Consider the following 24,004-nt stretch of genomic DNA (forward strand, 5'->3'; position numbering starts at 1 on the left):
GATGTGGATTAGCGTCGACGGACTTTGCCGGTTTTATTTGCGGGGCTTGCTGCTTTCCTGATGATGTTGTCTGCAATTCAGGCATTTGCGGCAATTGGTTTTCAAAGCTGTCGTGAAACGGTCATTTCCCTTGACCTCACAGAGATAATCGCCTTCGATGCAGTTCGTGAATGGGAGGGGCCGGGCGTCGGTTACGACGCGGGGTTCCGGGAATGAGCCGGATGGGAGCCGGGTTCACGCGGGAAAAGATCAGGATTTGCCTGAGGATCAGGGTTTACCTGAAAACAGAAAAGGGTCTGTGGGTTATGAAACACATTGCAATTGGCATTCTCGGCGCCGCTGCGCTTGGATGGATGGCTTCGGCCGCGTCGGCGAGCACGCTCGACGACGTCAAGGCGAAAGGCTTCATCCAGTGCGGTACCAACACAGGTCTTGCCGGCTTCGCTGCGCCTGACGACAAGGGTGAATGGAAAGGCATCGATGTGGATTTCTGCCGCGCGGTCGCGGCCGCCGTCTTCGGCGACGGCACCAAGGTCAAGTTCACGCCGCTCAGCGCCAAGGAGCGCTTCACCGCACTGCAGTCGGGCGAAGTCGACATCCTGTCGCGCAACACCACCTGGACCATCAATCGCGATACGGCACTTGGCCTGAACTTCGTCGGCGTCACCTATTATGACGGCCAGGGCTTCATGATCAACGCCAAGAAGCTGCCGGGCGTCAATTCGGCGCTGCAGCTTTCGGGTGCGGCAGTCTGCGTGCAGAGCGGCACCACGACCGAGCTCAACCTCGCCGACTACTTCAAGGCGAACAAGATGGAGTACAACCCGGTCGTCTTCGAAAAGCTTGAAGAGGTCAACGCCGCCTACGACGCGGGCCGTTGCGATGTCTACACCACCGACCAGTCGGGTCTCTACGGCATCCGCCTGACGCTCAGCGCGCCGGCAGACCATGTCGTGTTGCCCGAGATCATCTCCAAGGAACCGCTCGGCCCGGCCGTGCGCCAGGGGGACGACCAGTGGTACCACATTGTCAAGTGGACCTATTTCGCGCTGCTGCAGGCAGAGGAACTGGGCATCACCCAGGCCAATGTCGACGAGATGAAGACCTCGGACAACCCGGAGATCAAGCGCGTGCTCGGCCAGGAACCCGAAACCAAGATCGGCACCGATCTCGGCGTTAGCAATGACTGGGTCGTCAACATCGTCAAGGCAGTCGGCAATTACGGTGAGATGTTCGAGCGCAATGTCGGCACCGGCAGCCCGCTGAAGATCGCGCGCGGCATCAATGCGCTGTGGACCAAGGGCGGCCTGCAATACGCGCCACCGATCCGCTGATCGAAATGCGATCCGGAAGGCAGATTGTCTGCCTTCCGGTTTCTCTTTGCAGGGGATGGGCAATGGCGTCGCAGGAAGTCCTACGCGAGGAGCCGAGCCGCGGTTCCTTCATCAACGATCCAAAAGTCCGTGGAGTTGTCTTCCAGGCGGTGGTTGTCGTCTTGCTGGTGGCGAGCGTCTGGTGGATTGTCCACAACGTCATCGACAATCTGCAGCGCCTGCACATTTCTTCCGGGTTCGGCTACCTGAAAAGCCGTGCCGGCTTCGATATCTCAGTCAGCGCCATCCCCTACAACTCGGACGATACCTATGGCAAAGCCATTGTCGTCGGGCTGATCAACACCCTCATCGTCGCCGTTGCCGGCATCATCACCGCAACCATCATCGGCTTCATCGTCGGCATCGGCCGCTTGTCGCACAACTGGCTGATCCGCAAGATCTGCACGGTCTATGTCGAGATTTTCCGCAACATCCCGCCGCTGCTGGTGATCTTCTTCTGGTATTCGGGCGTGCTGGCGGTCTTGCCCGTGGTGCGTGAAAGCATCAACCTGCCATTCGGCTCGTTTCTCAACCAGCGCGGCTTCTATCTTCCTCGTGCAATCTGGGGTGATGGCTCCTGGCTGATCTTTGTCGCCTTGCTTGTCGGCATCGCCATGGCATGGTTCGTCGCCCGCACGGCGCGCCAGCGGCAGATGGCGACCGGTCAGCAGTTTCCCGTATTCTGGACGTCCCTGGCGCTGATCGTCGGCCTGCCGATTCTGGCCTATGCGCTGAGCGGCTTTCCCCTGACCTTCGATTTTCCGAAGCAATCGACCTTCAACCTGGCCGGCGGTTTCCACATCGGGCCGGAATTCCTGTCGCTCTATCTGGCGCTGTCCTGCTACACAGCCTCCTTCATCGCCGAGATCGTGCGTGCCGGCATTCTCGGCGTCTCGAAGGGCCAGTCGGAAGCGGCTGGCGCTCTGGGGCTGCGGCCGGGATCGATCCTGCGGCTAGTCGTCGTGCCGCAAGCCATGCGCATCGTCATCCCGCCGCTGACCAGCCAGTATTTGAACCTGACCAAGAACTCGTCGCTGGCCATCGCTATTGCTTACCCGGACCTGACGGCGACCGCCGGCACAGTGCTCAACCAGACGGGGCAGGCGGTCGAAAACGTGCTGATCATGATGGTCGTCTATCTCGTCATCAGCCTGGTGACGTCGGCGGTCATGAATGTGGTCAACGCCAGGATGGCGCTGGTGGAGAGGTAAGGCCATGCAGGAACATGATACCGCTTGGGTGCGGACCGAAATGGCACTGGCGCAACAGGCGCCGGCCGGCGTGCGGGGGCCTATCGCCTGGGTCCGCAAGAACCTGATCGGTTCGGTGGGCGACACCATCCTGACCGTACTGGGCATCGCACTGGTGGTGATGATCCTGCCGCCAATCATCAACTGGGCCTTCATCAGCGCCCAGTGGGTAGGGTCCGATCGCTCGGTATGCGCCACGGCGGCGCAAGGCGGGGTTCAGCCGGATGGCTGGTCCGGCGCTTGCTGGGCGTTCGTCAACGCCAAGTTCGGCCAATTCATGCTCGGCCGCTATCCTATTGAGGAGCGCTGGCGGCCGATCCTGGTCGCCATACTGTTCGTGGCGCTGCTGGTGCCGCTGCTGATCCCGCGCGTGCCGCGCAAGGGGCTGAACGCGATCCTGCTTTTCCTGGTGCTGCCGATCGTCGCTTTCGTGCTGCTGGTCGGCGGCATGTTCGGCCTGCCGCATGTCGAGACGCAGCTATGGGGCGGCCTGCTGGTGACGCTCAGCCTGGCCTTTGTCGGCATTGCAGTGTCGCTGCCGTTCGGCATAGTGCTGGCGCTTGGTCGGCGCTCGAAGATGCCGATAGTCAAGATGCTGTGCGTCATCTTCATCGAATTCGTTCGCGGCATCCCGCTGATCACCGTTCTGTTCTTTGCCAGCGTCATGCTGCCGCTGTTCCTGCCCCCCGGCGTTTCCTTCGACAAGTTCCTCAGGGCGCTGATCGGCTTCTCGTTGTTTGCCGCCGCCTACATGGCGGAGGTGGTGCGCGGCGGTCTGCAGGCGATCCCCAAGGGCCAGTATGAGGGGGCGGATTCGCTTGGTCTCGGTTACTGGCAGAAGATGAACCTGATCGTGCTGCCGCAAGCGCTGAAGCTGGTCATACCCGGCATCGTCAACACCTTCATCGGCATGTTGAAAGACACAAGCCTGGTTATCATCATCTCGATGTTCGACCTACTCGGTGTCGTCAAGCAGAACTTCTCCGATCCCAACTGGGCGACGCCGCAGACCACCAAGTCCGGCCTGATTTTCGCTGCCTTCGTCTTCTGGCTGTTCTGCTTCGGCATGTCGCGCTATTCGATGTATACGGAACGCCGGCTCGACACCGGCCACAAACGTTGATGCATGTCGCCCAAAAGTGTTTAGCGGTTTTGGGACAACGACATGCATCATAGCTAAAAGACAGAACAAAAAGGGGAACCTGCCATGGTCATAGAAAACGCCGTCAGCGCCGAAGAGATCAAGGTCGATGCCAAGAAGATGCACATTTCGACCACCGATGTCGCAATCGACATCATCGGCATGCACAAATGGTATGGCGAGTTCCATGTGCTGAAGGACATCAACCTCAAGGTGATGCGCGGCGAGCGCATCGTCATCTGCGGTCCTTCGGGCTCGGGCAAGTCGACCATGATCCGCTGCATCAACCGGCTGGAAGAGCACCAGAAGGGCAAGATCATCGTCGACGGCAAGGAACTCACCAACGATCTCAAGAAGATCGACGAGGTGCGCCGCGAGGTCGGCATGGTGTTCCAGCACTTCAACCTGTTTCCGCATCTGACCATCCTGGAGAACTGCACGCTGGCGCCGATCTGGGTGCGCAAGACGCCGAAGAAGCAGGCCGAGGAAATCGCCATGCACTTCCTCAAGCGCGTCAAGATCCCCGAACAGGCCAACAAATATCCGGGCCAGCTGTCGGGCGGCCAGCAGCAGCGCGTAGCGATCGCGCGTTCGCTGTGCATGAACCCGCGCATCATGCTGTTCGATGAGCCGACCTCGGCGCTCGATCCCGAAATGATCAAGGAAGTGCTGGAGACGATGGTGGGCCTGGCCGAGGAAGGCATGACCATGCTGTGCGTCACTCACGAAATGGGCTTTGCCCGCAAGGTCGCCAACCGGGTGATCTTCATGGATCAGGGCCAGATCGTCGAACAGAACACGCCGGCCGAGTTCTTCGACCATCCGCGCCACGAGCGCACGAAGCTGTTTCTGTCGCAGATCCTGCACTGAGCATTTTCATGCGAACCAAAAGAGCCCGGCCGTAATGCGGCCGGGCTCTTTTGCTATCTGGGGTCGGGGTTGATCTTCTCCATTGAAACACAAAGCCGCCGCCGCATGAGAAAAGCCCTGCGTTTCGTGGCCATGCTGATTATCGTGGTCGCGCTCGCTGCCACGCTCGGCACGCTGGTGCCGCGTCCGCTGTGGCCGGCGTCAGCGGCGGGTGAGGGCACGCGCCATATTCTGGTGCTGGAGAATCCGATCCACACCGACATTGCCATTCCCGTCGATGACGAGGTGCGCCGGCGCTTCCATTTCCTGGTCGCTGCCGGCATCCCTGTCGACGCCCCGGAAGTGCGCTACATCGTCTTTGGCTGGGGCGGCCGGGCCTTCTATCTGGAGACGCCGAGCTGGTCGCAGCTGAAAGCAGTGCCCGTCCTCAAGGCGCTGACACTGGACGCCTCGGTCATGCATGTCGATATCGCCGGGGCCATCGCCGAGCCGCACCCTGCTGTCACCGGTTTCGACATCGATGAGGAACGTTTTGCAGCGCTGCTCAACTATATCGACGCGAGTTTCCAGCAAGGGCCGCATGGTCCGGTCGTCATCGAGAACGCCGCCCATTCCAGCGTCGACCGCTTCTTCGAGGCGAACGGCCATTTCAACGCGCTTGTCGGCTGCAACACCTGGACAGCCGCCGGCCTGCGCACCGCCGGCCTGCGCACCGGCTGGTGGAACCCGCTGCCGGCCTCGCTGGGCTTGTCGATGCGGTTTTATAACTAGCAGTCCTTCATCGCACCGCGACAGTGTTGGATCTTTTGAAGTCAGCGGGACAGCACTCCCCTCTGGCCTGCCGGCCATCTCCCCCGCAAGAGGGAGATCAGCCGTTTTGCCCGCGCTCCTGTCTGCAACGCCGGCGATTTTGGCGAAGGCGACGGCGACATCCAATCTCCCCCCTTGAGTGGGAGATGTCCGGCAGGACAGAGGGGAGTGGGAAGGATCGCTACGTCGACGATCTAGACTGCCGAGTGTCCGCTCGCCATCCATAGAGCCAGTCGAGGTCGGCGGCGAGCTTGTCGGGCGAGCGCATGGCCAGGAACAGATTGCGGGCGATCGCCACCGGGCCGGCAGCATGCCAGGCGAGGCGGTTTACGGCCCCACGACGCGCGGCCTTGGCGACACGCGGCCGCCGAAGATTTTCCCAGATTTGAAAACTTCTGGGCAGATCGCCAGGGAAATCGGCGATAGCGTCGGCAAGCGTGATGGCATCTTCGATCGCCATTGCCGCGCCCTGTGCGGCAAACGGCGTCATCGCATGCGCAGCGTCGCCGATCAGCGCGATGCCCCGCGGGCTCGTCCACCGCTGTTGTTCGACGGTGTGGATCGGAAAGGCCGTCCATGGGCCAGCCAGTGCCACAAGCTTCGTCAGGCCCGGCGCGGTGCCGCGCAGGGCAGCCGTGAGGATCGCGGGATCGGCATGGCCCGACCAACCTTCGGCCATGCGCTCACCCTTGGTGAATGCGGCGAGATTGAAGGCCCGGCCTTTGCTGACGGGATAGGCGACCATGTGGAAGCCTGGATGCAGGAACGTGGTGACGCAGTCGGCGGCGCCGATCGCGGCAAAGGCCTCTCCGGCCGCACCGTCGGCCGCGATTGTAGCCCGCCAGGCGAGTTCGCCCGAAAAACGGCTTTTGACGAAGTCCTCGCCTGCGAGTTGCGCCCTGACCGCCGACCAGACGCCGTCGGCGCCGACCAGCAGTTTGCCGCGTGCCTCGATCTCGCGGCCGTCCACTTCGGCGGTCACGGCGACATATTGCGCGTCTTTGACGATGCCGGTCACGCGGGCGCCGGTTATGAGCTCAATCTCTGGCCGTTCCGCCATTTGCGCCAGCAGCGCTGCCTGCAGATCGGCGCGGTGAGCGACGAGATAAGGCGCCTGCCAGCGCGCTTCGGCGGCTTGCCCAAGCGGTACCCGCGCCAGTTCGCGCAGCGTCCCGGCGTCCTTGAGCACGACCGCTTCCGGCCGCAACGCTGCCGGCAGCAGCCGGTCGAGCACGCCGAGTTTTCCAAGAATGCGTGTTGCGTTGGGCGAAAGCTGGATGCCGGCGCCGGCCGCGTCTAGGTGCTGTGCCTGTTCGATCAGCTTTACCGGATAACCCCGTCCGGCGAAGGCAAGGGCAGCGGTCAGCCCGGCGATGCCGGCCCCGGCGATTATGACCTGCCGGGACCTGATGTCTTCCATCGGGCTTGTCGCGGAAGGATCAGGCGGCCTGGTCGATATAAAGGCAACCGGCCGGCAGCGTTTCCGTCGCCCTCAGCTTCGCCGAATAGCGGTAGAGCGTCGAGCAGTAGGGACAGACCTTTTCATTGTCGTCGCCCATGTCGAGGAACACATGCGGGTGGTCGAAGGGCGGGTTGGCGCCGGTGCACATGAATTCCTTGACGCCGATGTCGATTGCCGGATGGCCCGCATCGTTCTGGAAATGGGGAATGGAACCGCCTGCCATCGTCGTCTCCTTGATCTCGTCGAAAAGCATCTGGAACATAACAGGCCTGTTTGCAAGATCGATGAAATGAAACTGTCGCAAAAGCCTGTCAGAGGATACGTTGAGCCGGTTAAGTGCATGTCCCTGAAATCGGAACGGTTTTCGCCGAAGGGTCATGCGCCACAAAAGCGTGTTAGAGGCATGGCACGTCCAGCGGCGCTCCAAGGGACGGTTGGCGGGGGAAGAGCAGGAACCATGAACGAACTGAAGCCGGTGCAGAGCGAATTCATCAATGTCGAGGTGGCGAGCCCCGAGGGCGGCAACCCCGATCGGTTCGTCAACCGTGAGTTCTCCTGGCTGCAGTTCAACCGGCGTGTGCTCGAGGAATCCCAGAACCAGCACCATCCGCTGCTCGAACGCGTCCGTTTCCTGTCGATTTCAGCCGCCAATCTCGACGAATTCTTCATGGTCCGCGTCGCCGGCCTTGCCGGCCAGGTGCGCGAAGGCATTGCGCTCAAGAGCCCCGACGGCCGCACGCCGGAGCAGCAGCTGGAACAATTGCTGCGCGAGGTCGAGCGGCTGCAGGAGGACCAGCAGAACAGCCTTTCGGCGCTGATGTTGCTGCTCAACAAGGAAGGCATTGAGAGCATCACCCGCGATGCACTGACCAAGGATGAGAAAGTCTGGCTGGAAGATCATTTCCAGGACCAGGTCTTCCCGGTCCTGACTCCACTGTCGATCGACCCGGCGCATCCGTTTCCGTTCATTCCCAATCTCGGCTTCTCGATGGCGCTGCAATTGCGCCACCGCAAGAATGGCGAGGAGATGAGCGCGCTTCTGCGCCTGCCGGTGGCGCTGAAGCGCTTCATCCGCCTGCCCGACCGCAAGCAGCACGTTCGCTTCATTCCACTGGAGGAGGCTGTCGGCCTCTATATCGGCAAGCTGTTCCCCGGCTATGAGGTCAAGGGTTCCGGCACCTTCCGCATCATCCGGGACAGCGATATCGAGGTCGAGGAAGAGTCGGAAGATCTCGTGCGCCTGTTCGAGACGGCGCTGAAGCGGCGCCGCCGCGGTTCGGTCATCCGCATCGAATTCGACAAGTCGATGCCCGGTGAATTGCGCGAGTTCGTCGCCGGCGAGCTTGGCGTCTCTTCGAGCCGCATCAGCGTTCTGACCGGCCCGCTGGCGCTCAGCCAGATTTCCGAGATCGTCGCCGTGCCGCGCGACGACCTGAAGTTCACCCCCTACAATCCGCGCTTTCCCGAGCGCATCCGCGAGCATGGCGGCGATTGTTTCGCGGCCATCCGCGAGAAGGACATCGTCGTCCACCACCCCTATGAATCCTTCGACGTGGTGGTCCAGTTCCTGCGCCAGGCAATGGCCGACCCGGAGGTGGTGGCAATCAAGCAGACGCTCTACCGCACCTCCAACGACAGCCCGATCGTGCGCGCCTTGGTCGACGCGGCCGAGGCCGGCAAGTCGGTGACCGCCCTGGTCGAGCTCAAGGCGCGCTTCGACGAGGAAGCCAACATCCGCTGGGCGCGCGACCTCGAACGCGCCGGCGTCCAGGTCGTGTTCGGCTTCCTCGAACTGAAAACCCATGCGAAAATGTCGCTCGTGGTGCGGCGTGAGGACGGCAAGCTGCGCAACTATGTACATCTCGGCACCGGCAACTACCATCCGGTGACCGCGCGCATCTACACCGACCTGTCCTTCTTCACCACCGATCCGACGATCGCGCGCGATGTCGCCCAGCTGTTCAACTTCATCACCGGCTACGCCGAGCCGACCGATGAGATGCGGATCGCCATCTCGCCGTTTACGCTGCGCAGCCGTATCCTCAAGCACATTGCCGACGAGGTCGCCTACGCGCTGGCTGGCCGTCCGGCGCGCATCTGGATGAAGATGAACGCGCTCGTCGATCCCAACATCATCGACGCGCTCTATGACGCCAGCCGTGCCGGCGTCGAGATCGATCTCGTCGTGCGGGGCATCTGCTGCCTGCGGCCGCAGGTGCCCGGCCTGTCGGAAAACATCAGGGTCAAGTCGATCGTCGGCCGCTTCCTCGAACACAGCCGCATCTACTGCTTCGGCAACGGCCATGGCCTGCCGTCGGACGAGGCGATCGTCTACATCGCCTCGGCCGACTTGATGCCACGCAATCTCGACCGCCGCGTCGAGACCATGGTGCCGATCACTAATCCGACGGTGCATGAACAGATCCTTGGCCAGATCATGCTGGGCAACATCATGGACAACCAGCAAAGTTTCGACGTATTGGCTGACGGAACCTCCCGGCGCGTCGTGCTGGAGGAGGGTGAGGAACCGTTCAACGCGCAGGAATATTTCATGACCAATCCGAGCCTGTCGGGACGGGGTGACGCGCTGAAGTCGCATGCGCCCAAGCGCATCGCGCAGTTCAAGCGTCGCAAGAAGAACACCGGCTGATGATTTCAACGTCCCAAGGCCGGCTGCAGGATCGCCGGCCGCTGTCCATCATCGACATCGGCTCGAACTCGATCCGCCTTGTCGTCTATGAAGGGCTGGCGCGCTCGCCTACCTTGCTGTTTAACGAAAAGATGCTGGCCGGTCTCGGCCGCGGCATCGTTTCGACCGGCAAGCTCGATCCCGAGGCGGTGACGCGCTCGATGGAGGAGTTCCGCCGTTTCCGCGCGCTCTCCGACCAGGCGGGTGCGGAGCACATGTTTGTGCTGGCAACGGCCGCGGCCCGCGAAGCGATCAACGGACCCGACTTCATCCACCGCGCCCAGGATGTGCTCAAGACCGAGATCCGCGTGCTCACTGGCCGGCAGGAGGCGCATTATTCAGCGCTTGGCGTCATTTCGGGCTTCCACCCCGCCAATGGCATTGCCGGCGATCTTGGCGGCGGCAGCCTGGAGCTTATCGACATCAATGGCGAGGCGATCGGCGACGGCATCACGCTGCCGCTGGGTGGCCTGCGGCTGCAGGACATGGCCAGGAATTCGCTCGCCCAGGCGGCAAAGATCACCCGCGACGAACTGGCGCGCGCCAAATTGTTGAAGGGCGGGCTGGGACGGCCCTTTTACGCCGTTGGCGGCACCTGGCGAAACCTTGCCCGGCTGCACATGGAAATGACCAACTACCCGCTTGGCGTCATGCACCACTATGAGATCGGTGTCGAAAGCGCCGCCAATTTCCTGAAGCAGGTGGCGAAAGGCGAGATCGAGAAGGTCAAGGGCATCGAAGGCGTGTCGAAGAACCGCCGTTCGCTGCTGCCCTATGGCGCGGTCGTGCTGCAGGAGATCATGGCGGCGATGCAGCCGTCGAAGATCATCGTCTCGGCATTGGGCGTGCGCGAAGGGTTTCTCTATTCGCTGCTCGACCCTGCCGAGCAGAAGGCCGATCCGCTGGTCTCCGCTTCGGAGGAACTGGCGCGGCTGCGGTCGCGCTCGGTCACCCATGCGCATGAGCTTGTCGAATGGACGGACAAGACCTTTGCCGCCTTCGGCATCGACGAGACGGAGGATGAGGCGCGCTATCGCCACGCTGCCTGTCTGCTGGCCGATATAGGCTGGCGCGCACACCCGGAATATCGCGGCAAGCAGTCGCTCAACATCATTGCCCACGCCTCCTTCATCGGCGTCGATCACCCCGGCCGTGCCTTCCTGGCGCTGGTCGGCCTGTTCCGCCACGAAGGCGTGTTCAACGATGCGGCGCCGGAAATCCGCGGCCTGGCGACGCCGCGCTATCTCGATCGCGCCCGCATCCTGGCGGCGGTGCTGCGCGTCGTCTATCTGCTGACTGCGGCCATGCCCGGCGTCATGCCGCGGCTGAAATGGGAAAACCGCGGCAATGGCACGTTGGCGCTGGTGCTGCCGGCCTCACTTTCCGATCTTTACGGCGAACGCCCGGCCGGACGGCTGGCGCAACTGGCGCGGATCACCAACCGCCGTCTGGTGCTGGCGGTCGAGGGTGGGCAGAGCGTGTCGGTGAAGTAGGCGCGGCCTGACAGCAAAACCATGTCGTCGTCGGCCTCGCGTTCGAGGACCGGCTTCCTCAATCCGTCGCTGCTTCGCACCGCCACCTTCCCCCTCCGGAGGGAAAGGAAGGGAGCCTCGTTGGAAAGCGTTGGCGGCAATAGGCTCGAGCCCTTCCTCTACTCCGTCGATCGGGGGAGAGGTGGCTCGGCGGAGCCGAGACGGAGTGGGGGTCGACCTGCCTCGGCGAGGGATCAACCTGGGACGATATTTGACGATATCAGACCGCGGCGCGGCGCCCGTCGATCGACCAGGCCCCGGCGCCGGCCATGGCTAGCGCCAGGAATCCACCGGCGATGGCAATATCCTTCATCAGCATCTGCTGGTGCAGGAAGGTGAGCATCGGGTCATCGCCGCCCTGGCCGTAGTGGCCGATGGAGCCTGCAACGATGCAGAAAGCGGCAAGAAGTATCGCAACGACCGGCGTCTGAAAGCCGACCAGTATCAAGAGACCGGCAATCAACTCGAACAGCCCGGTGCCCCAGGCAGCAAGCGTCGGCAATGGCATGCCGAGGCCGGCGAAATAGCCGGTCGTCCCGGCAATGTCGGCGAGCGCGTGGTAGCCGGAGGGAACGAGCAGGGCGGCGAGCAGCAGCCGGGAAATCAGAAGCAATGCATCGCGGGGCATGGTCATCTCCGTTGTCTGTCCGCCGGCTGTTTCGAGACCGATCCTAGCAGGGATGGGACGGGCGCGCGCTTGGGCAGACAACGAAAAAGCGGCGTGGAAAATTCCACGCCGCTTTTTTCAGGCTTGGGAGGGAAAGCTCAGCCGCGCTTGGCGTCGATCGAGTAGGCGCCAGGGCCCGAGGAAGCCAGCAGCAGGAAACCGCCGGTGATGGCGACGTTCTTCAGGAAATGGATCATCTGGTTCTGGTCGGCCCAGCCGGTATGGGCGACAAAGGCCGAGGCGATGGTGAAGACCGCGAGCACCCAGGCGGCGATGCGGGTCTGAAAGCCAACGAGCACGGCAAGGCCGCCGAGCAATTCGATCAGGCCGACGACAATGGCCGTTATGGTCGGCACCGGCAGGCCCATCGCGCCGAAATAGCCGGCGGTGCCGGAAATGGCGGTGAGCTTGCCGAAGCCGGAAAGCAGGAAGATGGCGGCGAGCAGGATGCGGCCGAGCAGGATGGTGGTGGAGCTGTTGGACGCGATGCCGGCGCCGGCAGCGGAAGTGTTGATGGACATGGTGGCTCTCCGAAAAGGGTTGATGTCCCGGTCAGATAGACCAAGCCGACTGTTCACCAAAGCCGCCAGTCCGGCGACACATTGTTCACAGGATGTACATTTCGGGATCGTTCGACCGACGCAAAATTCTTGTCGCGGCCAGCAGCGGCGGGAGCAAATTGTCCCGCCACACAATTCGGATTTCTAGTTGACGCAATTCCAAAGAGGAAGGGCTGCGCGCTTCGAGGAAGGCACTTCCCCTGGAATCGCTTAACCCGGATGCGTCATGTCCTCCGGCCGCACCAGCCGGTCGTAGTCTGCCTCGCTGACCAGCCCGGTGGCCAGTGCTTCCTCGCGCAAGGTGGTGCCCTTCTTGTGCGCGGTCTTGGCGATCTTGGCGGCATTGTCGTACCCGATCGTCGGCGCCAGCGCTGTCACCAGCATCAGCGAGCGGTCGAGCGCGGCCTTGATGTTGTCTTCGCGCGCCTCGATGCCGACGACGCAATTGTCGGTGAAGGAGATCGAAGCGTCGGCCAACAGCTGCACCGACTGCAGGAAGTTGTAGGCCATCAGCGGGTTATAGACGTTGAGCTCGAAATGGCCCTGGCTGCCGGCGAAGGTCAGCGAGGCGTTGTTGCCGAACACCTGCACGCAGACCTGCGTCAGAGCCTCGCATTGGGTCGGGTTGACCTTGCCCGGCATGATCGAGGAACCCGGCTCGTTTTCCGGCAGCGACAGTTCGCCGAGGCCCGAGCGCGGGCCGGAGCCGAGGAAGCGGATGTCGTTGGCGATCTTGAAGAGGGCGGCGGCCGCCGCGTTGATGGCGCCATGCGAGAACACCATGGAATCATGCGCGGCGAGCGCCTCGAACTTGTTCGGCGCGGTGACGAAGGTGATGCCGGTGATTTCGGCGATGCGCGCCGCCACCTTTTCCGCAAAGCCGACCGGCGCGTTGAGGCCGGTGCCGACGGCGGTGCCGCCCTGCGCCAGTTCCTGCAGGCCGGGCAGCGTCATCTCGATGCGCTTGATCGAAGAGGCCACCTGCGCGGCGTAGCCGGAAAATTCCTGGCCCAGCGTGAGGGGTGTCGCGTCCTGCGTATGGGTGCGGCCGATCTTGATGATGTGGGCGAAGGCCTTCGTCTTGACCTCGAGCGCAGCGTGGAGATGCTTCAGCGCCGGCAGCAGATCGTGCACGATGCGCTCGGCGCACGCGATGTGCATGGCTGTCGGGTAGGTGTCGTTCGACGACTGGCTCATATTGACGTGGTCGTTAGGGTGCACCGGCTTCTTCGAGCCCATGACGCCGCCCAGAAGTTCGATCGCCCGGTTGGAGATCACCTCGTTGGCGTTCATGTTGGACTGCGTGCCCGAGCCGGTCTGCCAGACGACCAGCGGGAAATGATCGTTCAGCTTGCCGTCGATCACCTCTTGCGCCGCCTCGATGATCGCCTTGCCGACTGCCGGATCGAGCCGCTTCAACTCCATATTGGCTTCCGCCGCCGCTCGCTTGACGATGCCGAGCGCACGCACGATCGAGGCCGGCTGTTTTTCCCAGCCTATCCTGAAATTGCCGAGGGAACGCTGCGCCTGCGCGCCCCAGTAACGGTCGGCGGCAACCTCGATGGGGCCGAACGTGTCGGTTTCGGTTCTGGTCCTGGCAGCGGTCACTTGTCTCTCCGACGATCGAATTCGGCAACGGCGTATCGCGTTGCACAATGGCCTTCAAGCAGAGATTGCGGCCGGCAGGCAGTAAATCGGTTGAAGCAGTAGCGCCGCCCTTCGGGATCCTGCACCCTCCACTTTCGTGTGAAGGAAATTGCTCCTCAGTGCGGCTTGATCCCATAAAGTGGACGGAAACTTGCGGATTTAGCTCGATAAGATCATGTCGAGCTGGCGGATTGCTCTACGCAAACTTCCCCCAGGATCAGCAATGCGCAATTCACGTCTACCTACGAGCGACGCTGCCACACAAACTACCATCCGTGCCGGCGTCTCACTGGCAACAGCAGCGATGAGGTAGCTTATGCACTTGTCCTTCTGTTCAGTTTCCCGACCAAAATCCGGCATCGCATCCGGATCGAGCTTCGGATCGCGAAGCCGAGAATTTCAAGTCCACCCTGGGAGCGCCTCCACATAGCCTCGGAGATTTCCAAGATGCATGGCGGCAAGGTCGAAGCCGTCTCGACGTCGCAAGAGACGCTCTTTGTCCTCCGTATTTTGCTGAAAGCGCGCCTGATCGCGGACCGTCAGCTCGGAACCTTTTTCCTCCAACGGCGCAGCTTTGTCCTGAGATAGGATCTATAGCCGAACGGAAGTGTTCGCCGTCCGGAAGGCGTGCTTGTCCGCGCCTCCAGACGCTGGCGCACGACGCTCATCAGTCTGCAGAACGCGGGTGTTTCCAATGATTGCACCCGTTTGACGAGATTGTCGGGCAATGGCTTTGAGCGCCAGTCGAAATAAGCCTCGTAGTCTTGCGGCGTTGCGATCAGGTGCTGGAGATAGGCTGCAAGATCGCTGGCGCTGGCGAAGGCACTGGCGTCAATAAAGGAGTGCTCCGGAACGAACTCGTCCACATTGGGAGCGCCAAGGTAGATCGGCACCGTGCCCGCCATGAACGCGTCATAGATTTTCTCGGTGACATAGTCGGCCTCGATCGAGTTCTCCATGGCCAGGCAGAATTTGTGCCGCGCAATGGTTTCGATCTTGGTCTTCGAGCCCAGATCGGGGCCAGAGACCGATCGGTTGTTGCGATATCGGCCATAAGAATCGATCTTGATGTGGCGCGCCAGTTCGTTCGCCAAATCGACTCGGCCGCTATAATTCAGGCCTGCCGACTGGAAGAGTGCGACCGGCGCTTCTTCCGTTTTCGGCACGATTGGTCTGGCCAGCGCATCTTTCCACCACACCGCACGCGGAAGGTAGGGTACCCAGACATCAGACCGGGATTCATGCGTCATGATGATATCGAAGTGCCGCATGATTTTGGGGTCGGCAAGTCGCTTGTAGTTTTGGCCGCATTCCATCGACCAGGCGACCCAATATTGACCAGGGTATTTGTAGGCATCGCCAACTTCGCGAAAGTTCGGAATATGGAAGACGACTGCCGCGGCCTCGGAAATCCGTCGTTTGTCCAGTGTCCACCGCCCGGGAATTTCGCACTGTATCGACGCGATATCGACGGGTTTGCTGAAGAACGTTGTGTAGAAGAGGATCAGTGGATCGATAGACGGCATGGCACCACGAATGTCTGAAGCATTGCTCAATCTGCAGACAGACGCGGGCTCGGAAGTTTGGTCAAGTGCTCCGCTTGTTCGAGGCAGAGGGCCGTCCAAACGGTCACCCCGCCGTATACCCGCCATCGATCGCGAAAATGCCGCCGCTGGTCCACGCCGCCTCATCGCTGGCGAGATAGACGGCGATGCCGGCAAGATCGCTGGTCTGGCCGATGCGGCCGAGCGGGTAGCTGCGCTCGACATAGGCTTTCAGCTCGGCCTGCGCTGCCGCCGGCAGGTTTTCGATCGACTTGCGCCGCATGGCGGTCTCGACCGTGCCGGGCGCAATCGCATTGACCCTGATGCCGCGCGGACCAAGCTCGAAGGCCAGCGACTTGGTCAGCGAATTCAGCGCGCCCTTGGACAAGGAATACAGGCTCGATGGCCGCTTCGGGATCATCTTGTTGGCGAAGTAGGACGAGATGTTGATGACCGAAGCGCCGGCGCCGAAATGCGGCAGCAGGCGCTGGGTAAGGAAGAACGCCGCCGTCACATTGAGCGCGAAGGATTGCTGGAATTGGTGCTCGGTGACGGTCTCGAAAGGCACCAGATAAGCGACCTCGCGCAAGAAAGCTTCCGATATCGCCAGGCCGATGCCGTCCGAGCCGCCGGTCACCAGTGCTCGTTTGCCAGAAAGTCTCATTGAAGGCCAAGTCGCATCGAATGCTCTCGCTGTTGCCCGCGTCACGAAGGCAATGCCGATCGGCGAGGGCGGTCAAGCCGCCGGCCTATCGCTCAGTATGAACTTCGGTTGGCCGCGTGCCGATCCGGTTACCGCAGCAGCGACTGCGACGTCGGCGTCAGGCGCAAGGTTTCGGTCCGCCAGGTCACATCGGCCGCTTGCCATTGGGGCGAAGCGGCAACTGCGGCTTCGTAACTGGCATGCGCCTCGGGACTGTTGAAACCCGTCACCGCGATAAAGACGTTTTCGCTCAAGCGCACCGGCAGGCGGGGAAAGCTGTTTTCGGCGTGCTCGGTGATGAAGGCGCCAAGCAACCGTCCGCCGGCGCCGATAAGGACCGGAACGGCATCCGTTTCGAAATTGCCGGCGAAATCGGCTTCGGCGCCAGACCGCAGATGATGAATCTGGATGACAACAACACCGGTCAAGCCATCGTCTGCGCTCGGCTTTCCATCCGCCGGCATGGCGCCCCGCTGCGCGCCTGACAGATCGAAGCCGGCGCCTGGCCATGCCGCCTTCAAGAGCAGCACATCGTCAGAATCGATCATCGTCGCATTGGCGGCGTCGCGGTGCGCCGTCCACACCGGCCCGTCATAGAAGGCGGTGAGCGCCTGCTTCCGCGCTTCCATGCCATCGAAGCCGCGCAGCCAGACGAACATGTCGGGGCGGTCGAGGTCGCGGAACTGTCCGATGATGGTCATGCCGGCGTGTTCCTGGCCTTCGATGAACCGACTGTCGAAGATGTCGATCAGCGTCTCGCGCCGGCCCGGCTTCAGCGTGTACTGCCGCAACTCGACGACAGGCGAAGCGAGCAGGCTTGCCGTCGCAGGCGCATTCAGGGGTACGGTCATTGTGTCGTCTCCAAAAAACAGGATGATCATCCGGTTTATAAAACAGACCGGTTGTCCTGTTTTGTCAATCTGCTATCGTTGGCAAATGTCAGCAGAGATTGCTCGGGCTCCGAAAGGGCCGCCGCGAAAACGCACCAACGATCCCGAAGGGCTGCGCAACAAGGTGCTCGATGTCGCGGAAGCGTCGTTCCAGGCGCGTGGCTATCATGCATCCGCTCTTGGCGAGTTGATGACGACCGCAGGCGTCAGCGGCGGCGCGCTGCATCATCATTTCCCGACCAAGAAGGCGCTCGCTCTGGCGGTGATCGAGGAGCGCGTGGCAGCGGCCCTCGATGAAACCTGGATCAACCCTGTACGGGCGGCAGGCTCGGCGCGCGAAGGCGTGCGCGCGGTGTTCGAGGCGGTGGCGACCGAGCTTGAGCAGCAAGGCTTCGTGCGCGGCTGTCCGCTCAACAATCTGGCGCATGAACTGTCGCTCGCTGACCCGGATTTCCGCGCCGCTCTGGACGATATCTTTGCCGGATGGCGTCAGGCGGTTGCCGACAAGGTGCGAGCCGACCAGCAGTCGGGCAGGGAGCAGGGCACCGACCCCGAGCGCTTTGCGGCACTCGCCATCGCCGCCTATTCCGGCGCCATGTCGATGGCCAAGACGGCACAGGATGCCAGCGTGCTGCGCGATTGCCTGGCCGAACTTCAGGGCAGCTCAACGCCGCCATTCCCGAGCAGAGCGAAGCGGCGTCGCAGGATCCTGCTGCGGCCGGGAAAACCTTGAGGCCGGAACTGCGCTGTTCTAGTCGGAAAGCGGCTTGATCGTCTCGTAACCGTTCACCGATTCCGCGCTGGTCCCTTCGTCGTAGCGCCGGGCGAGGGACGCTTGCAGATCGGGCGCATAAAGCGCGGTAAATGTGTCCAGCGTTTCGCCGGCGCCGTTCTTGAAGGTCTCCGTGACGGCCAGCACGTTGTATTTGCAGCCGCCGACGCTGAACGTCTCCTTGCCCTTGACGACCAGGCTCAGCGTCTTGGTGCTCTTCGGCTGCTTGTTCGGCGACAGCTCGACGAATTCGATCGTGCTCTTGGCTCCCGTCTTCAGCGGAAACAGTTTTCGCAGATCGGAAAACGGGATCGTCGCCACCCGTCCGGTATCGCTGTCGCGAAACACTTCGACCAGGCCTGCGAACAGGAACTGTGTCTGCGGCGATTGCGATTCGTAGGTGTTGGCAACGGAGACCATGCCGCCGGCCACCGGCCGAAACTCGCTGCGGACGCCGGGCATTTCCAGAACGAAGCCGGCCTTGGCCGATTTTGCGTCGACACAATCGGCGGCATGCACCGCAGCCGCCGGCAGCAACCCAGCCAGCACCACGCCTATCGAAACGGCTCTCATGAAATCCTCCCCTCTGCTTGTATTTGCTGCGCGCCAGCATGACCCAAGAAATGCCAGAGCCTCAGTGCCGTGTCGACCTGCCATTCCTGGCAACTGGACGGTGGGGCGCCGGCTGTGCTGAATTTCAGGTCATGAATCGCAAGCTCGTCCTCTCCCGTCGCAATTTCCTCGCACAGGCAGCCGGCCTTGCCATGGCTGGCATGCTGCCGCGCGCCGCGCTTGGCCAGACCGGCAAGCGCATCCAGCCCATCGACGCCACCTTTCTGTTCATCGCCGACGTCCATGCCTGCCGCATGTCGAGCGGCCTCAGCCCCAACTGCCTGGAGGAAGGCAAGACCGACGCCGCCTTGCTGCGCAATGTCGCCGCTCTCAACGGCCTCGCCGACCGGCAATGGCCGGCCGAGATCGACGGCGTCGCCACTGGCCTGCATTCGGCCGGCAGCCGCATCGGCGCGCCGCTCGGCCTCGTCGTCGGCGGCGACATCACCGACGATGGCGGCGGCCAGATCACCGAGCCCAGCGAAGGCACGCAGCTTTTGCAGTTCAGCCAGCGCTATCAACAGGGCGTCGGCCCCGATCGCGTGCACATGCCGGTCTATGTCGGGCTCGGCAATCACGATCTCGACCAGAACGGCTCGCCGCCCCATGTCGACTGGTACCGGCGTGAATTGCGCGACTATGTCGAGATCAACCACCGCCCCGGCGTGTTCTTCAAGCCGCCGGTGCCGGCCACCGAATACGATGTCGACACCGACTGCTATTCCTGGGACTGGGGCGGCCTGCATCTCGTCCAAACTCACCGCTTTGCCGGCGACACCGGCCATGGCGCGGTGAGCAGCCTGCCGTGGCTGAAGCAGGATCTGGCGATCTACGCGGCGGATGGCCGTCCCGTCATCCTGTTCCAGCACTATGGCTGGGACACTTTCTCGGTCGAGCGCTGGGATCCGGCCAAGCGCACCTATGACGATGACGGCGCAGGCGCGCCGCATTGGTGGAGCGAGGCCGACCGCCAGGCGCTGCTGGGGGCGCTGAAGGGCTACAATGTCATCGCCATCTTCCATGGCCATCAGCACGAAGTGCCGATGATCTACAAAAGCGATGGCCTCGACCTGTTCAAGCCGAAGGCTGCCTATATGGGTGGCTTCGCGCTGGTGAGGGTAACCGGGGACGGCATGGACGTGGTGCTGGGCGAGGCGGCGGGCGACCGGGGCGGGGTCAAGTTCACCAGCGCCTTCAGCAAGAGCCTCAGCCTCTGACAAGAAAAAGGCGGCCTTGAGCCGCCTTCCTCATTGCCTGCAAGATCGAATCAGAGCGCCTTTTTGATCTTGTCCTTCACGTCGCCATAGACCTTCTGCACCTTGCCGGCGGTCTTGTCGGCCGTGCCTTCGGCCTGGGTCTGCCTGTTGCCGGTCGCCTTGCCGCCGGCCTCCTTGACCGAGCCCTTGACCTGCTTGGCCACGCCGGCAACCTGATCCTTGTTCACCATCTTTACATCTCCTGGGGTTTCCGGGGATCCTTCGCAAGAGGCAAACGGGCCGGCTTGGCTTAGGTTCCCTGGGCGGCCGATCATCGTCGCATATGGTCGCTTATATGGTCGCCGAAACGCTTTGCCGCGTCGTATCATGTGACTAGTGTGACGAAATTTTGGGGAGACCGCCTTGGCTGAATTTACGCTCATCATCGCCAACAAGTGCTTTTCGTCCTGGTCGCTGAGGCCATGGGTGGCGATGAAGCATCTGGACATCCCTTTCGAGGAAGGTTTCGTGCGCCTGCGCACGCCCGAAACCTTTGCCGCTCTGGCGAAAGTCTCGCCCACCGGCCTTGTGCCAGTGTTGAATCACAATGGCAGGATTGTCTGGGAAACCCTTGCCATCCTTGAATATCTGGCCGACCTGTTTCCGGAGAAAAAGCTTTGGCCTCAGGATATCGGCGCCCGAGCGCTGGCCCGCTCGGTAGCGACCGAGATGCATTCCGGCTTTCGCGAGGTGCGCTATGGCTGGCCGATGAATTTGCGCAGGCCGAAGGGCCACAAGCCGCTCGACGCCGAAGGCGAAATGCAGCGCGCGCGCATCGAAACGATCTGGCGCCAGTGCCGGGAACAATACGGCAAAGGCGGCCCCTTCCTGTTCGGTCATTTCACCGCGGCCGATGCCATGTATGCACCTGTCGTCACCCGCTTCGACACCTATGGCGGCAAGCTCGCGCCCGACACGCGCGCCTACGTCGACGCCGTGTTGGCAACGCCGGCGATGCGGCACTGGTATGCGGAAGCAGCGAAGGAGACTTGGCCGGAACCCGGCCCGGACGAATAGGACCACTAATGACATCACGGTGAGTGACCGATGGCCAGCAATGATGGACCGCGTGAGACTACCGCGCCAACAATCTTCCACTGCCGGCTGATCCCGCCTCGGCCGGACTTCGCCTTCACCCTGACGGAGGAGGAGAGGGAGTTGATGGGCCGGCATGCCGACTATCTGCGCGGCAAGCTTGCCGAGGGCGCCATGATCCTGGCCGGGCCGGTCGCCGACCCGGCCGGCCCTTGGGGTCTGCTGATCCTGCGTGTCGGCAGCGAAGCCGAGGCAAGAGCGGTCACCGACGGCGATCCGGTGTCGAGCTCCGGCCGCGGTTTCCGCTACGAGATCCTGCCGCTGATCAGCGCGATCCTGTAGGCGAGCGTAAGTTTAAGGAAAAGTGTGCAAACGGTTTTCCCTTGGGAATTGTGTCAGACAACGGCGCATACAAGAACGCCTCTCGCACCGCTTAATGTGCGGGAGGCGTTCTTTTGCCAGCATTACCGAGATTGCTCTCTGAATTGCTGACACCACGGAAATGCGCCGGCTTGCGATTGGTTCCGGGGCGTGGAATATTTTTTGGAACGCCTTGAGCTCCGCCACCTCGTCAGTTGAGGCTTACGCCTCAGGCACCCTCAGGTTGAATTTGGGTTCCGGCCAAACCAGAAATTGACTCGGCGCTAAAAGAAGTCTATAAGAAACATGTCGATATTTGTTTGACCGACTTTTGTTATCCGCGCATGATGCGCGCCTTTGACGAACTTCCCCATCAAAAATCGAGACAAAACGCTGTTGTGCAGTCGCACGATGGTGAACGAATATTTGCCAGGGAAAGGGTTCTTCATGGCCACCGGCACAGTGAAATGGTTCAACGCCACCAAAGGTTTTGGTTTTATTCAGCCTGACGACGGCTCCGCCGACGTTTTTGTCCACATCTCGGCCGTAGAGCGCGCCGGCATGCGTGACATCGTCGAGGGCCAGAAGCTCGGCTACGAGATGACCCGCGACAACAAGTCGGGCAAGATGTCCGCCGACCAGTTGAAGGCGGCCTGATAAGGAATTCGGCCTTCCGGTGACCACGGATGTACTGGCACCGATGAAAGGCTGAAAGGAGCGCCTTGCGCATCCAACTGGATGCGCGGCGCTTTCATGGAAGGTCAGGCGGTGCCTGGCCTTTTTCATTTTGTGCGTCATGCCGCTAAAAGTGCGCCGCACGCCGGCCGGAACGTGCTAAGGGACGATCCAGCAATCTGAACCGCCCATACTGCCCCGCTGCCGTATTGCTTTGGTCGTAATCGAAGACCGCTCTCGCTCTATCGGCACCAGGCTCCCGACAGGAGAAAGTTTTGACCACTCAATCCAAGACTGCCGACCAGGCTGGCTCGCTGTTCAGCAAGACGCAAACCCAGTCGATGTCACTCAACCGCATCCTGTCCGAGCGTGATGCCGTCAGCGAGGCGCGCGAAGCCAAGACCGCGCGCTTGCGCGAACTGCGCAAGGAAAAGGAAGCCGACGACATGGCAGCGGCCGCAGTCCTTGCGGCGCTGCCGAAGCGGGCAGGCAAACGCTGATGGCCACCAAGCGCGTACCGCCGACGCCGATCGATGCCGATGCGACCATCGCGTCCATGGTCCCGGGCCTGGACAAGCCGGTCGAATATGTCCGCCGTGTGCTGGAAAAGCTCGAGCGCTGCAAGCGCGCGCATGGCGATGCCCAGGTGCGCGTCGGCGTGCGCGGCCGTGCCGAAGCCCCGAACTATCTGGTCGAATATGTCCGCGAGGACAAAAAGACCCAGGAGCGCGTGACCTACCAGGATGCCGCCTATAGCGGCAGCACGCATCGCGAACTGGCGGCGCACCACATTGCCGAGGCGAGGAACTGGTCGCCCGAGGAAATGAACATCACAGCGGTCTCGGCGCTGATCGGCCGCTTGCGCAATCCGCGCGCACCATCATCCCGCTTTTCCGACGAGGACTGACATGGCCATAAAGTTTTCCACCAAGGACCAGCCGGCAGCGCCGGCTGCTGCCACTGCAAAGCAGGCCAAGCCCGCTGCCGCGCCGAAGGCCGCCGAACCGTCGGCGACCGATCTGTTCGAGGCGCCAGCCGCCACGCCCAAGGGCAAGGCAGGCAAGAAGAAATAGCGCCTTGCCGCACCAAGCCGATCGCAATCTCGCAGCGCCTGGGCTGGTCGCGTTGGCCGCCAGGGATATCCGGTCGTCAAAACAGGACGACCAGCCGGTTTTCGATTGCCAGAGCTGCGGCGCCTGCTGCTCCTACTCGGCCGAATGGCCGCGCTTCTCGACCGAGGACGATGCGCAACTTGACCGGATTCCGGAAAAGTTCGTGTCCGCCGACCTGTCCGGCATGCGCTGCGAGGGCGTGCGCTGTTCGGCGCTTACGGGCGAGATCGGCAAGCACACGGCCTGCGGCATCTACGAGATCCGCCCGGACGTCTGCCACGCCTGCATGCCTGGCGGCGACGATTGCCTGATGGCGCGCAAGGCGCACGGGATGCCAACGATCTAGCCGACGCCCACCTTGCCTCATCCCACATCCCCCGATAGCTTCCACCACGGGCAGGGCGTTGGAGGAACCATGAGCATCGAATTCCTGTTGACGTCGCTGATCGTCGTGGCTTCGCCCGGCACCGGCGTTCTCTACACGCTGAGCGCCGGGCTTTCGCGAGGCGCGCGCGCCTCGATCACTGCTGCATTCGGCTGCACGCTTGGCATCATCCCGCATATGGCCGCCGCCATCACCGGCTTGGCGGCGCTGCTGCACACAAGTGCTGTCGCCTTCGAGACGCTGAAATATCTCGGCGTCGCCTATCTCCTCTACATGGCCTGGAACACGCTGAACGAGAAGGGCGGCCTGAGCGTCGATGAAAACGCGGCACCCCGCTCGGCGGCCAAGGTCATCACCTCCGGTATCCTGATCAACATCCTGAACCCGAAGCTGTCGATCTTCTTCTTTGCCTTCCTGCCGCAATTCGTCAGCACGACCGAACCGAACGCATTTGCCAAGATGCTCGAACTCTCGAGCGTCTTCATGCTGCTGACCTTCGTCGTCTTCGTCGCTTACGGCATCTTTGCGGCCTCGATCCGCAGCCATGTCGTGTCGCGGCCGATGGTGCTGACCTGGATGCGCCGCACCTTCGCCGGCGCCTTTGTCATGCTTGGCGCCAAGCTGGCGCTGGCTGATCGATAGAACAGGAGCTGCCAGGC

General features: G+C 62.2%; 28 protein-coding genes. 18 read left to right on the top strand and 10 right to left on the bottom strand.

Translation table 11 applies throughout. The features are described from left to right. Positions 1-24 precede the first annotated feature (24 nt). From NKI46_RS22080 to NKI46_RS22105, 6 genes are all read left to right on the top strand, one after another. The gene (locus NKI46_RS22080; RefSeq protein WP_023753133.1) at positions 25-216 is read left to right on the top strand and encodes a hypothetical protein; all 192 of its coding nucleotides are present in this window, start codon (positions 25-27) and stop codon (positions 214-216) included. 89 nt (positions 217-305) lie between these two features. Further along, on the top strand, positions 306-1,334 hold the full coding sequence (locus NKI46_RS22085) for an amino acid ABC transporter substrate-binding protein (RefSeq protein WP_023684327.1): 1,029 nt from the start codon (positions 306-308) through the stop codon (positions 1,332-1,334). Positions 1,335-1,396: 62 nt separating this feature from the next. After that, positions 1,397-2,584, top strand: coding sequence for an amino acid ABC transporter permease (locus NKI46_RS22090; RefSeq protein WP_023684326.1), 1,188 nt, complete (start codon positions 1,397-1,399; stop codon positions 2,582-2,584). A gap of 4 nt (positions 2,585-2,588) precedes the next feature. Then, positions 2,589-3,746 carry an amino acid ABC transporter permease gene (locus NKI46_RS22095; protein ID WP_023684325.1) on the top strand — a complete coding sequence of 386 codons (1,158 nt, stop codon included), beginning with the start codon at positions 2,589-2,591 and terminating at the stop codon, positions 3,744-3,746. An 84-nt stretch (positions 3,747-3,830) separates the two neighbouring features. Continuing rightward, positions 3,831-4,634 (top strand): amino acid ABC transporter ATP-binding protein, encoded by an 804-nt coding sequence (locus tag NKI46_RS22100; protein ID WP_023671483.1) that lies wholly within the window; start codon positions 3,831-3,833, stop codon positions 4,632-4,634. 105 nt (positions 4,635-4,739) lie between these two features. Continuing rightward, positions 4,740-5,405: a TIGR02117 family protein gene (locus NKI46_RS22105; RefSeq protein ID WP_352747911.1), complete on the top strand. Its 666-nt coding sequence runs from the start codon at positions 4,740-4,742 to the stop codon at positions 5,403-5,405. Positions 5,406-5,625: 220 nt separating this feature from the next. Here NKI46_RS22105 and NKI46_RS22110 read toward each other — a convergent pair whose 3' ends face one another. After that, positions 5,626-6,864, bottom strand: a complete 1,239-nt coding sequence (locus tag NKI46_RS22110; RefSeq protein WP_023715184.1) for an FAD-dependent monooxygenase — start codon at positions 6,862-6,864, stop codon at positions 5,626-5,628. A gap of 19 nt (positions 6,865-6,883) precedes the next feature. Beyond that, positions 6,884-7,129, bottom strand: coding sequence for a zinc-finger domain-containing protein (locus NKI46_RS22115; RefSeq protein WP_023705697.1), 246 nt, complete (start codon positions 7,127-7,129; stop codon positions 6,884-6,886). 234 nt (positions 7,130-7,363) lie between these two features. Here NKI46_RS22115 and NKI46_RS22120 point away from each other — a divergent pair, with 234 nt between their 5' ends. Next, entirely contained in the window at positions 7,364-9,556 is a 2,193-nt protein-coding gene (locus NKI46_RS22120; protein ID WP_023671487.1) for an RNA degradosome polyphosphate kinase, read from the top strand. Further along, positions 9,556-11,088 carry an exopolyphosphatase gene (gene ppx, locus NKI46_RS22125; protein ID WP_023694682.1) on the top strand — a complete coding sequence of 511 codons (1,533 nt, stop codon included), beginning with the start codon at positions 9,556-9,558 and terminating at the stop codon, positions 11,086-11,088. Before NKI46_RS22120 ends, ppx begins: the two co-directional genes overlap by 1 nt. Before the next feature lie 259 nt (positions 11,089-11,347). Here ppx and NKI46_RS22130 read toward each other — a convergent pair whose 3' ends face one another. From NKI46_RS22130 to NKI46_RS22155, 6 genes are all read right to left on the bottom strand, one after another. Further along, on the bottom strand, positions 11,348-11,755 hold the full coding sequence (locus NKI46_RS22130) for a DoxX family protein (RefSeq protein ID WP_023712732.1): 408 nt from the start codon (positions 11,753-11,755) through the stop codon (positions 11,348-11,350). 137 nt (positions 11,756-11,892) lie between these two features. Beyond that, entirely contained in the window at positions 11,893-12,315 is a 423-nt protein-coding gene (locus tag NKI46_RS22135; protein WP_023671490.1) for a DoxX family protein, read from the bottom strand. A 249-nt stretch (positions 12,316-12,564) separates the two neighbouring features. Then, on the bottom strand, positions 12,565-13,962 hold the full coding sequence (fumC, locus tag NKI46_RS22140) for a class II fumarate hydratase (protein WP_023743009.1): 1,398 nt from the start codon (positions 13,960-13,962) through the stop codon (positions 12,565-12,567). Positions 13,963-14,540: 578 nt separating this feature from the next. Further along, positions 14,541-15,527 (bottom strand): glycosyltransferase family 10 domain-containing protein, encoded by a 987-nt coding sequence (locus NKI46_RS22145; RefSeq protein WP_352445855.1) that lies wholly within the window; start codon positions 15,525-15,527, stop codon positions 14,541-14,543. Between the two features lie 103 nt (positions 15,528-15,630). After that, complete coding sequence (locus tag NKI46_RS22150; protein ID WP_352747915.1) at positions 15,631-16,209, bottom strand: SDR family NAD(P)-dependent oxidoreductase; 579 nt, start codon at positions 16,207-16,209, stop codon at positions 15,631-15,633. Positions 16,210-16,337: 128 nt separating this feature from the next. Then, complete coding sequence (locus NKI46_RS22155) at positions 16,338-17,099, bottom strand: NIPSNAP family protein (RefSeq protein ID WP_352445852.1); 762 nt, start codon at positions 17,097-17,099, stop codon at positions 16,338-16,340. Between the two features lie 85 nt (positions 17,100-17,184). Between NKI46_RS22155 and NKI46_RS22160 the strand changes: the two genes are divergently transcribed. Continuing rightward, positions 17,185-17,871 (top strand): TetR/AcrR family transcriptional regulator, encoded by a 687-nt coding sequence (locus tag NKI46_RS22160; RefSeq protein ID WP_352740303.1) that lies wholly within the window; start codon positions 17,185-17,187, stop codon positions 17,869-17,871. Between the two features lie 18 nt (positions 17,872-17,889). Here NKI46_RS22160 and NKI46_RS22165 read toward each other — a convergent pair whose 3' ends face one another. Next, entirely contained in the window at positions 17,890-18,483 is a 594-nt protein-coding gene (locus tag NKI46_RS22165) for a hypothetical protein (RefSeq protein WP_352747918.1), read from the bottom strand. 131 nt (positions 18,484-18,614) lie between these two features. Here NKI46_RS22165 and NKI46_RS22170 point away from each other — a divergent pair, with 131 nt between their 5' ends. Beyond that, a complete protein-coding gene (locus tag NKI46_RS22170) occupies positions 18,615-19,739 on the top strand; it encodes a metallophosphoesterase (protein ID WP_352747920.1) in 1,125 nt (374 codons plus the stop codon). A 50-nt stretch (positions 19,740-19,789) separates the two neighbouring features. On the opposite strand, the gene NKI46_RS22175 is transcribed toward NKI46_RS22170, so the two are convergent. After that, entirely contained in the window at positions 19,790-19,969 is a 180-nt protein-coding gene (locus NKI46_RS22175) for a CsbD family protein (RefSeq protein WP_023671498.1), read from the bottom strand. Positions 19,970-20,141: 172 nt separating this feature from the next. Here NKI46_RS22175 and NKI46_RS22180 point away from each other — a divergent pair, with 172 nt between their 5' ends. The 8 genes from NKI46_RS22180 (at position 20,142) to NKI46_RS22215 (ending at position 23,987) form a co-directional block, all read left to right on the top strand. Further along, a complete protein-coding gene (locus NKI46_RS22180) occupies positions 20,142-20,795 on the top strand; it encodes a glutathione S-transferase family protein (protein WP_023689914.1) in 654 nt (217 codons plus the stop codon). A gap of 30 nt (positions 20,796-20,825) precedes the next feature. Then, a complete protein-coding gene (locus NKI46_RS22185) occupies positions 20,826-21,155 on the top strand; it encodes a YciI family protein (protein ID WP_050589967.1) in 330 nt (109 codons plus the stop codon). 465 nt (positions 21,156-21,620) lie between these two features. Continuing rightward, complete coding sequence (locus NKI46_RS22190; protein WP_023671502.1) at positions 21,621-21,830, top strand: cold-shock protein; 210 nt, start codon at positions 21,621-21,623, stop codon at positions 21,828-21,830. A gap of 293 nt (positions 21,831-22,123) precedes the next feature. Then, positions 22,124-22,348 (top strand): hypothetical protein, encoded by a 225-nt coding sequence (locus NKI46_RS22195; protein WP_023689917.1) that lies wholly within the window; start codon positions 22,124-22,126, stop codon positions 22,346-22,348. After that, entirely contained in the window at positions 22,348-22,755 is a 408-nt protein-coding gene (locus NKI46_RS22200; RefSeq protein WP_023671504.1) for a hypothetical protein, read from the top strand. Before NKI46_RS22195 ends, NKI46_RS22200 begins: the two co-directional genes overlap by 1 nt. A gap of 1 nt (position 22,756) precedes the next feature. Further along, complete coding sequence (locus NKI46_RS22205; protein WP_023671505.1) at positions 22,757-22,921, top strand: hypothetical protein; 165 nt, start codon at positions 22,757-22,759, stop codon at positions 22,919-22,921. Between the two features lie 4 nt (positions 22,922-22,925). After that, entirely contained in the window at positions 22,926-23,306 is a 381-nt protein-coding gene (locus NKI46_RS22210) for a YkgJ family cysteine cluster protein (protein ID WP_023715196.1), read from the top strand. A 69-nt stretch (positions 23,307-23,375) separates the two neighbouring features. Next, a complete protein-coding gene (locus tag NKI46_RS22215; RefSeq protein ID WP_023671507.1) occupies positions 23,376-23,987 on the top strand; it encodes a LysE family translocator in 612 nt (203 codons plus the stop codon). Positions 23,988-24,004 lie beyond the last annotated feature (17 nt).

It is taken from the genome of Mesorhizobium sp. M0615 (genome assembly GCF_040320805.1).
Taxonomy (GTDB): Bacteria; Pseudomonadota; Alphaproteobacteria; order Rhizobiales; family Rhizobiaceae; genus Mesorhizobium.

Excerpts from the sequence above, each read along its gene's own strand:
- NKI46_RS22085 (WP_023684327.1), top strand. The coding sequence starts at position 306 with ATGAAACACATTGCAATTGGCATTCTCGGCGCCGCTGCGCTTGGATGG.
- NKI46_RS22090 (WP_023684326.1), top strand. The coding sequence starts at position 1,397 with ATGGCGTCGCAGGAAGTCCTACGCGAGGAGCCGAGCCGCGGTTCCTTC.
- NKI46_RS22095 (WP_023684325.1), top strand. The coding sequence starts at position 2,589 with ATGCAGGAACATGATACCGCTTGGGTGCGGACCGAAATGGCACTGGCG.
- NKI46_RS22100 (WP_023671483.1), top strand. The coding sequence starts at position 3,831 with ATGGTCATAGAAAACGCCGTCAGCGCCGAAGAGATCAAGGTCGATGCC.
- NKI46_RS22105 (WP_352747911.1), top strand. The coding sequence starts at position 4,740 with ATGAGAAAAGCCCTGCGTTTCGTGGCCATGCTGATTATCGTGGTCGCG.
- NKI46_RS22110 (WP_023715184.1), bottom strand. The coding sequence starts at position 6,864 with ATGGAAGACATCAGGTCCCGGCAGGTCATAATCGCCGGGGCCGGCATC.
- NKI46_RS22115 (WP_023705697.1), bottom strand. The coding sequence starts at position 7,129 with ATGGCAGGCGGTTCCATTCCCCATTTCCAGAACGATGCGGGCCATCCG.
- NKI46_RS22120 (WP_023671487.1), top strand. The coding sequence starts at position 7,364 with ATGAACGAACTGAAGCCGGTGCAGAGCGAATTCATCAATGTCGAGGTG.
- ppx (WP_023694682.1), top strand. The coding sequence starts at position 9,556 with ATGATTTCAACGTCCCAAGGCCGGCTGCAGGATCGCCGGCCGCTGTCC.
- NKI46_RS22130 (WP_023712732.1), bottom strand. The coding sequence starts at position 11,755 with ATGCCCCGCGATGCATTGCTTCTGATTTCCCGGCTGCTGCTCGCCGCC.
- NKI46_RS22135 (WP_023671490.1), bottom strand. The coding sequence starts at position 12,315 with ATGTCCATCAACACTTCCGCTGCCGGCGCCGGCATCGCGTCCAACAGC.
- NKI46_RS22145 (WP_352445855.1), bottom strand. The coding sequence starts at position 15,527 with ATGCCGTCTATCGATCCACTGATCCTCTTCTACACAACGTTCTTCAGC.
- NKI46_RS22150 (WP_352747915.1), bottom strand. The coding sequence starts at position 16,209 with ATGAGACTTTCTGGCAAACGAGCACTGGTGACCGGCGGCTCGGACGGC.
- NKI46_RS22155 (WP_352445852.1), bottom strand. The coding sequence starts at position 17,099 with ATGACCGTACCCCTGAATGCGCCTGCGACGGCAAGCCTGCTCGCTTCG.
- NKI46_RS22160 (WP_352740303.1), top strand. The coding sequence starts at position 17,185 with ATGTCAGCAGAGATTGCTCGGGCTCCGAAAGGGCCGCCGCGAAAACGC.
- NKI46_RS22165 (WP_352747918.1), bottom strand. The coding sequence starts at position 18,483 with ATGAGAGCCGTTTCGATAGGCGTGGTGCTGGCTGGGTTGCTGCCGGCG.
- NKI46_RS22170 (WP_352747920.1), top strand. The coding sequence starts at position 18,615 with ATGAATCGCAAGCTCGTCCTCTCCCGTCGCAATTTCCTCGCACAGGCA.
- NKI46_RS22175 (WP_023671498.1), bottom strand. The coding sequence starts at position 19,969 with ATGGTGAACAAGGATCAGGTTGCCGGCGTGGCCAAGCAGGTCAAGGGC.
- NKI46_RS22185 (WP_050589967.1), top strand. The coding sequence starts at position 20,826 with ATGGCCAGCAATGATGGACCGCGTGAGACTACCGCGCCAACAATCTTC.
- NKI46_RS22190 (WP_023671502.1), top strand. The coding sequence starts at position 21,621 with ATGGCCACCGGCACAGTGAAATGGTTCAACGCCACCAAAGGTTTTGGT.
- NKI46_RS22200 (WP_023671504.1), top strand. The coding sequence starts at position 22,348 with ATGGCCACCAAGCGCGTACCGCCGACGCCGATCGATGCCGATGCGACC.
- NKI46_RS22205 (WP_023671505.1), top strand. The coding sequence starts at position 22,757 with ATGGCCATAAAGTTTTCCACCAAGGACCAGCCGGCAGCGCCGGCTGCT.
- NKI46_RS22215 (WP_023671507.1), top strand. The coding sequence starts at position 23,376 with ATGAGCATCGAATTCCTGTTGACGTCGCTGATCGTCGTGGCTTCGCCC.